Source organism: Nocardia sp. PLKS1-43 (assembly GCF_059510335.1).
Genome location: NZ_JCAJZQ010000002.1, coordinates 871,699 through 883,137, shown reverse-complemented (window position 1 = coordinate 883,137; position 11,439 = coordinate 871,699). Strand labels below are relative to the sequence as shown.

The following is an 11,439-nucleotide window of genomic DNA, read 5'->3' as shown; positions in this document are numbered from 1 at the left end:
GGCCTTCCCGCCGGACGGCCGCCGCCGGCGGGAAGACCGAAAGATCCTGGGCGCGGTCGTTTCGGGGTTTTCCGAGGCTCGGCAAGCGGCTACCATCGTTACCTACTGAGTACTTAGTAGGTAACGGAGGATGTGCGATGAGCGGGACGGCGGTCGCGAGCGGCGGGCGTGTGCGGCGGGCGGACCGGCGGGCGCAGATCCTGGCCGAGGCGATTCGGATCATCGGGCAGCGCGGGTATTACGGGTTCAGCGTTCAGGAGCTCGCCGACAGGTGCGGGCTCACCGTCGCGGGGGTGCTGCATCATGTCGGGACCAAGGAGGGCTTGCTGATCGCGTTGTTGCAGGAGCGGGATCGGCGCGATACCGAGGCTGTGCTCGAGCAGCTCGGGCGGGAGTTCGGGCGGACGCCGACCGTCACCGACGCCCGGCGGGCGCTGCGTACCGTGGTGGCGCGCAACGTGTCTCAGCCGGAGATCGTGCGGCTGCACACGATGTTGCGCAGCGAATCGCTGTATCGCGAACATCCGGCCCACGAGTACTTCCGGGATCGCGAGACGCGGGTACTGGATGCCTTCACGCGGCTGGTCGAGGGGCTCGAGCTGCCGGACGACCCGCGTTCGGTGGCGCGCCATCTCATCGCCACGATGACCGGACTGGAAGAACAGTGGCTGCGTTGCCCCGACGATATGGATCTGGTCGCCGAGTGGGATCGAGCCGCGGCGCGGATCCTCTGCGCCCGATGACTTTCGCTCGTAGCTATCCCGCGATCGCATCGAGAAGGAGAACGTATGCGATTCAACGACTTTCGTCCCGGCAGACCCCGGCACGCCGCCGCTCGCACGGGCCTGCGGCGGCCGTGGCTGATCGCGCTGCTGCTGTTGGCGTTGGCGGTGGCGGCCGTGCCGCCGAGCGCATCGGCGGATTCTCCGCGTCCGCCCGCTCGGGCGGGTAAGTGGCTGGCCGACGAGCAGGGCCGGGTCATCTCGGTGCACGGGGTGAATCTGGTCCGCAAGACCGCGCCCTACTATCCGGCCGACTTCGGTGCGGCGGACGCCGCGCTGCTGGCGAGCGAGGGATTCGACGCCGCGCGAATCGGTTTCATCTGGGAAGCGGTGGAACCGCGGCCGGGGGTATACGACGACGCCTACATCCGCCGGATCGTCGCGCTGAACGATCTGCTCGCCGCGCACGGAATCCGCACACTCGTCGACTTCCATCAGGACGGCTGGAGCCGCTCGGCGGGGATCGCCCAACTCGGGAACAGCGGCGGTGACGGCGCCCCGCAGTGGGCCACCCTCGGTGCGGACCCGCGCAACGCCCAGGACGACTTCCAGGCGTTCTGGAACGACAAGCCCGCGGCCGACGGAGTCGGCATCCAAACGCATTTCATCCACGCGTGGCAGCACGTGATCCGGATGCTGAACGCGGGGCCGGGCCGGGCGAACATCGTGGGACTGGACCCGTTCAACGAGCCGTATGCGGGCAGCGGGTATTCCTGCCAGCCGTTCATCGCCTCGTGTCCGGCGTTCGAAGGGGGAGCGCTGGCGCAGTTCTACGGTCGGGTGATCACCGCGCTGCGTGGTTCCGGCGACACACACGTGATCTTCCCCGAATCCGATCCGAACACCGATGGCAGCACCGCGCTCACGGCGCCGGTGGATTCGGCTGTGGGCCATAACTTTCACGTCTACTGCTTCCCGGTGCTGGGCGCGGGGATCGTCGGCGTACCCACGCCGCCGGGCTTCGACGTGGTCTGCCCGCCGCAGGAGAATCAGGCCGTAGCCGTGAACGCCGACCGTGCCGACGAGCCGGGATTCCTGTCCGAATTCGGCGCCAGCGATGTGAACACCGACAACGCCCGGCTGGTCGACCTGGCCGATGAGCACTTCTGGTCGTGGACCTACTGGGCCTACTACGTCTACCACCCACAGGATCCGGCGAACTCCGACACCCAGGGCCTTCTGGTCGACGAGCGCAAACCCGCCTCCCCGGCCAACGCCAAGCAGGCCAAACTCGACGCACTGGCCGTGCCGTGGGCACGCGCGATCGCGGGCACACCGTCGAAGTATCACTTCGACCGCGCCACTTCGGCCATGACGCTGAGCTATTCGACCGCCGCCGCTGCCGGGACACATCTCGCCTCCGGTACTCCGACGGAGATCTTCGTGCCCGCTCGCCACTACCCGCACGGCTACGACGTCCGGGTGGACGGCGGGACCGTGGTCTCCGCGCCCGATGCCCGGGTGGTGAAGATCGCTGCCACTTCCGGTGCGGCCCACGATGTTTCGGTGACGATCACGCGCCGCTGAAGACGCGCCGCTGAAGACCCGCCGCCGCCCGCACATCCGATGATGTCGCCGCCGCAGATCGTTTCGGCCGGTTCGCGGTACCGGGATGGACCTCTCGGCGGCTGTGGAGACCGAAACACCTTGGGCCGCAGCGGATCAGACCATGGTCAGCAGTGTGCGAACGGCTTCGGCCACCGCGGCCGGATCCTCCTGGATGGGGGTGTGGCCGGTATCCAGCAGGCGGAATCGGGCGTTCGGCAGGGCGGCGGCGAGGTCGCGGCCGTGTCCGGGGTCGCGGGCTCGGTCGTGGCGTCCGTGTAACACCATGGCGGGCTGGGAGATTCGGGCCAGATCGGCGGTCAGGTCGAGGTCCCGCTGGCTGGTCAGGACGTCGAGCACCGCGTGCCGATCGACGGCCGCGGCCCAGGTCAGCAGTTCGGCGCGCAGGCGCGGATCGGGCGGGGTGTGGAACGAGCGGTCCAGGACCGCTGCGCGCAGTTCCTCGCCCCATCCGTTCCGGAGGCGGTCGAGGATGGCGTCGACGTCGCCGTGGCCGCGCATCTGTGCGCCGGTGTCGGCCAGCACCAGCCCGCGCACCACCGACGGATGGGTCAGCGCGAGGTGCAGTGTGATCGCTCCGCCCGTGGAGTGGCCGCACACCAGCACCGGCTCGGCATACGTGCGCTCGATGTGGCGGGCCACTCGTGCGGAGATCGACGGAATATCCCACGGACCGGTCTCGGTCAGCCAGGAGTACGGAGCCACGCGCGGCCGACCGGCCAATTCTTCGGTCAGCGATTCGAATATCGCGGGTGAGCACAGTGTCCCGGGCAGTGCCACCATCGTGACCGTCTCGCTCATGGCCGCAAGTCTACGATCTCGGGTCGCGCGATCGTTCCCGTGCGTCGTCGCTGTACGGAAAAGTTCAGTGGCCCGGTATGTTTCGACCGCACGGGTCAGGGCAGACGCAGTGGCGGGCAGGCGGGGAAGGTCACCGGGAGATCGGCGAGGGTGCGGTGCAGCGGTCCCGGACGCCAGGTCAGTGCGTCGTACGCAACCGCGAGCCGGATATCGGGCAGGAAGTCGAGCAACTGCTCGATCGCGGCCTCGGCGATCGGTAGGCGATATGCCGTGCCGGACAGCTGGGCGCGCCTACGCCCCAGGCCAGGTGCGAGCGGCGCCGGTATCTCCGGCGGCGCCGCGATCTGGCTGTTGTCCGTTGTGCCGATGGCGGATTCGTCGCCGGATCGATTCACGATCGCCCGGCTTGCCGGATCGTGGTAGACAGGGTGCGGTGCGCACGTCCCGGCGCAGTGCTGCGGCCCCGTGCGACGATCGGCCATCGCGCGAGCGAAAGCTGCTGGGGTGGAACATAATTCGTGTGAGTTCCGGCCCGGTTCCGAACACCGGCGCTGCGGCCGGTCGGTTCGGATCGGCTCGATCGCAACCGTTGCCTGCTGGTTGCTCGCCTTCGATCATGTAGTGCGGACGCGCCGGTGGCCGACACCGCGTGTGGATTCGACGGTTAGGATTCGAGCAAGTGGCACGTGAACTTCATCTGGCGGGCTTTCTGATCGCCTCCAACGTGACCCATTCACATGCCGCGTGGCGGCATCCCGGATCGACGACGGACTATTTCGGGCCGGACTACTATCGCCGGGTTGCGCAGACGCTCGAACGCGGGAAGTTCGATTTCCTGTTCTTCGCGGATCTGCTCGCCACACCGGTGCGTTTCGGCAACGACATCCGGGTCCCCATCGAGCGCGGAACGCAGGCCGCGGCCACGATCGATCCCTCGCTCGTGGCCGCGAGCCTGGCGAACGTCACCGAGAGACTCGGCCTGGCGATCACCAAGTCCACCACCTATTTCCATCCCTACGAGGTCGCCCGGATCTTCGGCACGCTGGATCATCTGTCCCGTGGCCGGGCCGGGTGGAATGTGGTGACGTCGCTGAATCAGGCCGAGGCGCACAATTTCGGCGTCCAGGAGCACCTCGGTCACGACGAGCGATACGAGCGCGCCCAGGAGTTCCTGGAGGTCGCCTTCAAGCTGTGGGGCAGCTGGGAGCGCGATGCGCTGGTGCGGGACAAGGCATCCGGGCGTTTCGCCGATCCGGACAAGGTGCACACCGTCGACCACGAGGGGCAGTGGTTCGCCACCCGCGGCCCGCTCACGGTGCCGCATTCGCCGCAGAGCCGGCCGGTGATCATCCAAGCCGGATCCTCGCCCACCGGCAGGGATTTCGCCGCCCGCTGGGCCGAGGCGATCTTCGAGATCGACCCGACGCCGGAGGGGCGCAAGGCCTATTACGAGGACATCAAAACCCGGGCGTCCGACGCCGGGCGTAATCCCGACGACGTGAAGATCTTCCCGTCCTTCGTACCGTTCATCGGGGAGACCGAGGCGATCGCGAAGGAGAAGCAGGCCTATCACAACGAGCTGGCCGATCCGATCTCCGGACTCATCACGTTGTCGGTGCACACCGACCACGACTTCTCGCAATACGACCTCGACGCGCCCATCGAGGAGGTCACCGTCCCCGGAACCCAGGGGCTGTTCGAGGTCGCGCACCGGCTCAGCGTCGAGGACAGCCTCACGCTGCGCGACGTCGGCAAGCTCTACGCGCAGGGCGTGCTGCTTCCGCAGTTCGTCGGAACGCCGGAGCAGATCGCCGACCGCATCGAGGAGAGTTTCCACGGCGGCGAGGCCGACGGGTTCATCCTCTCGGCCGCCCAGTCCCCCGGAACGTTCGACGAGTTCGTCGACCTGGTGGTCCCGGAACTCCAGCGCCGCGGCCTGTTCCGCACCGAGTACACCGGAACCACCCTGCGCGACCACCTCGGCCTGGGCCGGGCTTCCCTGACCCCGGCCCCGCGCGCCGCCACCGTCGCCTGAGCAACCGGCCGCGTCCGGCCGGCCGTCGCCCCGGCCGCCGTGCCGCGAGGCGCCCGGCCACCCGCGGCCGGTCCGTTCTATCCGGTGAGGAACGCGGCGGTTTCCGGGTCGGCGGGGAGGAAGGTTTCCAGCGCCAGTTCCGAGACGGTGATATCGGTGGGGGTGTTGAAGGTGGCGATGATGGAAATGAAAGCCAATGTGCGGCCGTCGTTTTCCAGCAGCAGCGGCAGGGCGGGTGCGGCGGAGGCCGGGGCCAGTTCCTCGCCGCAGTTCGGCGGCGGGGGATAGGACTCGACCTCGTCGTAGAGTGCGCGCAGCGGAGTGGAGCGGGTCAGGGCCAGTTGGCGCTGCATCTGGTGCAGCAGATGGCCGCGCCACTGCGCGTAATTGCGGATGCGCGGGGCCATGCCCGCGGGATGCAGGGTCAGGCGCATCGCGTTGGGGCTTTCCAGCAGTTCCGGGGCGACGCCCGAAAGCAGCAGTCCGACACCGTTGTTCGATGCCACCACATCGTAACCGCCGTCCACGATCAGGGCCGGGAACGGTTCGTGCGCGGTGACCAGACGCTCCAGATTGCTGCGCAGCTCGCGCAATTGCGGATCCTCCAGGGAGTGCTCCGGGAAATGCGGTGCGTACCCCGCCGCGATCAGCAATGTATTGCGTTCGCGCACAGGGACATCCAGGTGATCGGCCAGGCGCAACACCATTTCGCGACTCGGGCGCGAGCGCCCGGTCTCGATGAAACTGATGTGCCGGGCCGAGGAGTCGGCCGCCAGCGCGAGATCCAGCTGGCTCAACCGTCTGCGGTTGCGCCACTCGCGCAGTAGTGGGCCGACTCTCGGCGGGGCGGTGGTCATGGTGTGACCGTACCGCGCGGCAAGACTCATTCGATCACGCCGGGACGCGATCGAGGAAGCCGAGCACGCTGCTGATTCGCCCGTCGGTGTCCAGCACGACGACATCCGAACCGGCCACCGGCGCGCTGCCGTCGGGAGCGACCAGTTCCCAGCTGAACCGCGCGGTGTCGTGATGACCGTCCACGTCGCCGAGCGGGCGGAAGACGAAGCCCGGAAACTGTTCGTGCACACCGGCGATGGCCGCCGCCAACTGCTCGTGCCCGCGGACCTCGGTCAGCGGATCGGTGTACGCTCCGTCCTCGACCCACGCCTTCGCCACCGCGTCGGCCAGTTCCGCGCCGGTAGCATTCCACGCCGCGAAATACCGCTGGACCGCATCGTCATAGGTGCTCATATCGAATTCTCCTTCTCCGAGATCGTGAACCGAACGAACACAACCCTGCCGGAGAAGGCGACGACGTGCGATTACGCGGGAGGTAATGCGCGCTTCACATTCGGAACCACTTGCGAACCACCAGCGCGAACAACACCGACATCGACACCGTGCCCGCCCGCGCTTCGATCGCGAACAGCGGTCCGCGAAACTCGAGTTCGGCGGCGATCAGGGCGGCCAGCACCGAGCCGGGGTCTGTCCGGCCCGATTCGTCGACGGGCGGTCGAAGCGCCGCGTGATACGAAATGGATCGGCCACCAGCGGGAGTTCAGGCGCTCATCTGTGCGGGGTGGCAGTCCGCGTTGCAGTCGCGTACCGCCCCATGCTCGCCCGGCTACGGCCGAGCACACCATGCGATGCGGTAACTGGTGTCGTGAACGTGCTGGACAGCTCGGTTGCCGTGCACGAGAAGCCGGAGCCGATCGCGATGCGGCGATGTGGCCGGCCGGTCGAATCATGATCTCTCGCACAAAGATACGTACATCCGACGCTAAACTGGGCCGAGCGGTGCGGGGCCGGGACAGGCTCGTTATCGTATAGCTTGTTGCGTCGGGGCGAGGAAGCGGATGGATACTGCGGACGACCGGGAACCGGTCTATCGGCGGGCATCCATCGGGGATCTGAGTGCCATCGCGGCGCTCGAGGCCGAAATTTTCGAAGAAGAGCAACCCTACGGGCAACTCATGCTGCGCCAACTGTTCGAGTTGCACGGCGGCCAATGGCTGGTGGCCGAACTCGGCGGTGTGCTGATCGGCTATGCGCTGGCGCTCGTCAAAGACAACCGCTCGCTGTTGTTCACCTATGCGGTGCACAGACCGCTGCGGAATCGCGGCTTCGGCCGCGCCCTGCTGCACGGCTCCATGCGGTGCTGTTCCGAGGCGGGTGCGCTGGAGATGGAATTGACCGTTCGGCCGGACAATCAGCCCGCGTTGAATATCTTCAAGGCGGCGAATTTTCAATCCGTGGCATACGACGAGCAATATTTCGGGCCCGGGCAACCTCGTCGGATCATGAAGCGCCGGCTCGGGCCCGGGTAAACTCGTCCCATGGGGGAGGACTCGACATTCATCACCTCGGTATCCGATCGGATCGACCGTCGCGCCGCGGATTACGCGCGCAAGATGGTGAAGCGGGAAAAAACTCAACCCGACCTACTGGACTGGCTTACTCGGTTCACCGACACCGTGCGCAAAAACCTCTCCGCGCATATTGTTCAGCTACCTTCCGGCCAATCGGGCGACCTGTTGTTCGAGGATATGTACACGACCGCATTGCGGCCGGTGCCCGACGAGCAGGAGATCGCGGCGTTGGCCAAGCGGCTGGCCGCTCTGGTGGCGGCCGAGGCCGAATTCCGCGGTCCGGTGCGACTGGGCGAACCGCAGAGCGCGCACCTCGCGAAGATCTACGAGGGTCTGGGGGACCTGTTCGCCGGATTCCCGCTGGTCGCCGCGCTGGCATATCAGCGGGCCAGGACGTTGTACCGGATGACCGAGGACGTCGAGGGCCAGGATCGGTCCGGTCTCGCGCTGGCCAGGGCTCGCACCCGTGCCGCGCACGGGTGGCGGCGGGTTGTCGGTCTGTTCTCGGATGTGCTGTGCGGCTACGGATATCGGCCGTTCTGGTTGCTGGGCTGGGTGCTGGCGCAACTGGCGGTGTTCACCATCGTCGGTATCGCATCGGTGGGAGCTTCCGTCGGAGACACGGTCTACATGTGCGTCACATCGTTCCTGAACCCGATCGGACCGGGAGATCTTGTGCCACTGCACGATTCCGCGCGATGGCTGTTCGCGATCGAGCCGTGGGCCGGAACGGTGTCGATGTCGGTGTTCTTCGCGCTGTTGGTGCGGAAGTGGTTCCGCATGTGAGGTGCTGTCGGCTCGGCGGACGTGGTCGCCGGAGGGGCGCCGAAGGCCTTGTGCGCCAAGCCGGTCCGAATTGACCGCAATAGGTGGATGATGGAGGATGTCCCGAGCGGGTAGGCGAACGCTGTTGTCCGCCCACGGACATCCTGCGACACCGAGTAAGTTTGCTGTGATTCGGATCGCCACCCATGATAATTTCGCCTCATATCGCCGCAGTGGGCCTCGATCGGATCGACCCGCCGCTGGGGCGCGTCCACGTTGAGCAGTGAAGGGGACTGCGGTCGATGAGAATCCAGCCACGGCGGCAGATCTTGAACGTGTGGAGTTCGCTGCTGGCGGCCTGCTACCGGGACGGAGAGTGGAACTGGGGTGGGTTGGCCGGTTCCAATTCCATCAGTGATGCCGAGCAGTTGTTGTGCATTCTGTACCCGGCGACCCAGATCGAGAGCTTCGCGTTACACGACCCCGACCGCATGGCCGACGACGTTCAGGCGGCGTTGAGTCCGCTGGGACGGCGTATCGGCATCCGGATCGTCCAGGTGATGGACGAATACCTCCGCAAGTACGAGCAGGACGGGCAGCCGATCTTCTCGGCCGACTCCTACCTGCGACACCCGGCAGACGCCCCGCCCGCCGCCGAGCAGCGAGCGCTCGACGTCGTCGACTCGTACTCGATGTCGCTGACACTCTGCCTGGCCGGATTGCAGTTCCTCGGATCGCTCAGAACGGCGAGTAGCAGGCGGACCGAGAAACGGCTGGAAGAGATGCTCGAGCCGGTCGAGGGCCGGCTGAACCGACGCCTGACCGCGGCCATGGTCGGACTGGTGCGCAGTTTCGTGGTCCGGTCGGTGGACCCGGTCACCGATGACGGCCAGGCGATGCTCAGCATGTTCAACCAGACCGAATCGGAACCCGATGCGGTGGTCGCCGGTGTGGCTCGCAGGCTCGAGCGGGTGCGCAGCCGGCTGCGCCGAGATGTCACGCTCACCAAAACCCCCGACAGCGACCTCGAGGACGAAGGTCTGCTGATCGAATGCGGCTGGAGCTGGGGTGTGGTGCGCGATGCGCAGAAAATCGACTTCGTCGACATACCGCTGGCCTCCGCGCCGGGATATGCGGCGGGGCGGCCGTATTTGTACTTCACCATTGTGGCGCTGGACGGTATCAACGACCTGACCCAGCCGCGCACGCGGGAACTCGACCTGCTCGACGCCGAGCAGCGCCGGCTCGCCGACGCGCTGCAGTTGCGCTGGGATCTGGCGCAGCGGTACTGGTCGGCTATGGCCCGTTACGGGACCGGCCGCTGGCCGTTGGAGGACATTCCGTGGCGCACAGCCGACGGCGAGGAGTCGGACTATTTCAGTCTCTGCATGTCCGCGCTGTTGATCCAGGACCTCGTCGCGCGGGTGGCAAGCGATGACGATCTCACAAGGGCCACACCGATTTTCGACGAGCTGGCGCGTAGAGGCCGGATCACCAGCCGGCTGACCGTCAACGATCCCGCACGGGCGCTGCACGTCCCGGGAGTGTCGCTGAGGCTCCAGGGCAGCGAGACCGTCGGTGACGGTCCGCGGCTGTCCTGGGTGGTATCGGACTACGCGCCGATGCTGTTGAAGCGGACCCTGCAGGCCGCGCAGCTCTCCGACACGCTCGCCACCCGCGATCAGTTGATGGAGCTGGCGCAGACGGCCATGGATCATCTGGAGAGAAGGGCCTTCCAGAACGGCCCTGCCAAGGGCCTGTGGGACGATGCGGATCGGTATTTCTCGGCAGAGTCGCGGCGAAATGGATCGGCCGAGTTCTCGCCCGAGGCGGCTCATGTGTCGTGGTATTTCACCGAGCGTATCATCGAATGCCTGGTTGCCGCGGAAAAGGCGTACCGGGATCCACCGTTGCGCTCGCCGACCTCGGCGACTCGCTCGCTGGACCTGCTCAATGAAGCGGACCATTTGCTCAACCAGAGATTCCTGGAACTCAGCGAAAAAGATCACACGCCGAATCGGTGGACGTTGGAGAACATAGAGAAGAAGCTGCTGCGTGCCAGGGCGCTGGTGGATGAGCGGCCGGGAACCGCGCACAGCTTGTGTGCCGACGCTCTGCGAGAATTGGATGAACTCGATTTCGCCACCCTCGACGCGATGAGGGGTGAGTGAATTGAGTGATCGCGATCCGATACTCGTCTTCTCCACCTCGGACAAAGGTGGCACCGGGCGCTCGGTGACGAGTTGCAATATAGCGTATCGACTCAGCATCCAGGGATATAACGTCGCCTATCTCGATTTCGACTTCGGATCTCCCACCGCCGGTGCGTTGTTCGAGATAGATCGGATGGATCGCGGCACGACCGAGGGCAACGGTCTGCACAAGTATTTGACCGGAAAGAAGTCCATCCCGGCCCAGTACGATATTCGTTCGGAGACCAAACGTGCGGATCTGCGGGCACCGCGTCACCCGTACCGGCTCACCCTGTTTCCGGGGGACCGTGGCGGCGGGGAGTTCGGAGCGTCCGCCGACGTGGTGAAAAGGTGCGTCGAGATGCTGGTGATCTGCAAACAGGATTTCGACGTCACATTCATCGATCTGAGTGCCGGTCGGTCGGCGGCTCTGGAAATCGTGCTCAGTGCCATGGCCGCGAAGCCGCTGCGCGACGCGGTGGCGCGGTGGCTCGTTTTCCACCGCTGGACGCGCCAGCACATCCTGGCCGCGAACGGTCTGGTGCACGGGCCGAACGGCCTGCTGGAGAGCAGCGCGAAACTCGGCCACGACACCGGGCGGCTGCTGGACTCGATGCGGTATGTGCGCACCGCGGTGCCCTCGACCAGTGAGGCGCAGCCCGGCGTCACGGGCAGCGGGGCCCAGTGGGCATGGCTGCGCAAGCAGAACGAGGCTCTGGAGGATCTCGCCCAGGCAAATCTGATGGGCAGCACGAGCGTCACCCTCGGCAAAACTCCGGTGGAACCGGTGCTGCAATGGCGGGAACAAGTGATCCTGGATGCCGACGTCGAGGCGAAGATCGCCAACAAGGAAACCGTGAAGGCCTTTGCCGACCTGGCGGACGAACTCGTCGACGACGAAACCTGGGCGGCAGAGGGGGAATTTTGAC

12 protein-coding genes are annotated in these 11,439 nt (G+C 66.3%); 7 read left to right on the top strand and 5 right to left on the bottom strand.

Annotation, left to right across the window (positions count from 1 at the left end):
- Positions 1–137 precede the first annotated feature (137 nt).
- Positions 138–743, top strand: a complete 606-nt coding sequence (locus AC5WS7_RS11900) for a TetR/AcrR family transcriptional regulator (protein ID WP_495954476.1) — start codon at positions 138–140, stop codon at positions 741–743.
- 45 nt (positions 744–788) lie between these two features.
- A complete protein-coding gene (locus tag AC5WS7_RS11895; protein ID WP_495954475.1) occupies positions 789–2,309 on the top strand; it encodes a cellulase family glycosylhydrolase in 1,521 nt (506 codons plus the stop codon).
- A gap of 135 nt (positions 2,310–2,444) precedes the next feature.
- Here the strand turns inward: AC5WS7_RS11895 and AC5WS7_RS11890 are convergent, their stop codons facing one another.
- The gene (locus tag AC5WS7_RS11890; RefSeq protein WP_495954474.1) at positions 2,445–3,149 is read right to left on the bottom strand and encodes an alpha/beta fold hydrolase; all 705 of its coding nucleotides are present in this window, start codon (positions 3,147–3,149) and stop codon (positions 2,445–2,447) included.
- Positions 3,150–3,244: 95 nt separating this feature from the next.
- Complete coding sequence (locus AC5WS7_RS11885; RefSeq protein WP_495954473.1) at positions 3,245–3,631, bottom strand: hypothetical protein; 387 nt, start codon at positions 3,629–3,631, stop codon at positions 3,245–3,247.
- 197 nt (positions 3,632–3,828) lie between these two features.
- Between AC5WS7_RS11885 and AC5WS7_RS11880 the strand changes: the two genes are divergently transcribed.
- On the top strand, positions 3,829–5,184 hold the full coding sequence (locus AC5WS7_RS11880) for an LLM class flavin-dependent oxidoreductase (protein ID WP_495954472.1): 1,356 nt from the start codon (positions 3,829–3,831) through the stop codon (positions 5,182–5,184).
- 77 nt (positions 5,185–5,261) lie between these two features.
- Here AC5WS7_RS11880 and AC5WS7_RS11875 read toward each other — a convergent pair whose 3' ends face one another.
- The 3 genes from AC5WS7_RS11875 to AC5WS7_RS11865 all read right to left on the bottom strand — a co-directional run bounded on the left by AC5WS7_RS11875 (position 5,262) and on the right by AC5WS7_RS11865 (position 6,658).
- Positions 5,262–6,041: a helix-turn-helix domain-containing protein gene (locus AC5WS7_RS11875; protein WP_495954471.1), complete on the bottom strand. Its 780-nt coding sequence runs from the start codon at positions 6,039–6,041 to the stop codon at positions 5,262–5,264.
- Positions 6,042–6,075: 34 nt separating this feature from the next.
- Positions 6,076–6,435 (bottom strand): nuclear transport factor 2 family protein, encoded by a 360-nt coding sequence (locus AC5WS7_RS11870; RefSeq protein ID WP_495954470.1) that lies wholly within the window; start codon positions 6,433–6,435, stop codon positions 6,076–6,078.
- Between the two features lie 94 nt (positions 6,436–6,529).
- Complete coding sequence (locus tag AC5WS7_RS11865; protein WP_495954469.1) at positions 6,530–6,658, bottom strand: hypothetical protein; 129 nt, start codon at positions 6,656–6,658, stop codon at positions 6,530–6,532.
- Between the two features lie 382 nt (positions 6,659–7,040).
- Here AC5WS7_RS11865 and AC5WS7_RS11860 point away from each other — a divergent pair, with 382 nt between their 5' ends.
- The 4 genes from AC5WS7_RS11860 to AC5WS7_RS11845 all read left to right on the top strand — a co-directional run bounded on the left by AC5WS7_RS11860 (position 7,041) and on the right by AC5WS7_RS11845 (position 11,438).
- The gene (locus tag AC5WS7_RS11860) at positions 7,041–7,511 is read left to right on the top strand and encodes a GNAT family N-acetyltransferase (RefSeq protein WP_495954468.1); all 471 of its coding nucleotides are present in this window, start codon (positions 7,041–7,043) and stop codon (positions 7,509–7,511) included.
- 9 nt (positions 7,512–7,520) lie between these two features.
- Positions 7,521–8,339, top strand: a complete 819-nt coding sequence (locus tag AC5WS7_RS11855; RefSeq protein WP_495954467.1) for a hypothetical protein — start codon at positions 7,521–7,523, stop codon at positions 8,337–8,339.
- A 281-nt stretch (positions 8,340–8,620) separates the two neighbouring features.
- On the top strand, positions 8,621–10,489 hold the full coding sequence (locus tag AC5WS7_RS11850) for an SCO2524 family protein (protein ID WP_495954466.1): 1,869 nt from the start codon (positions 8,621–8,623) through the stop codon (positions 10,487–10,489).
- Positions 10,482–11,438, top strand: a complete 957-nt coding sequence (locus AC5WS7_RS11845) for an SCO2523 family variant P-loop protein (protein WP_495954465.1) — start codon at positions 10,482–10,484, stop codon at positions 11,436–11,438. The genes AC5WS7_RS11850 and AC5WS7_RS11845 overlap by 8 nt, the downstream gene beginning before the upstream one ends.
- Position 11,439: the final 1 nt, after the last annotated feature.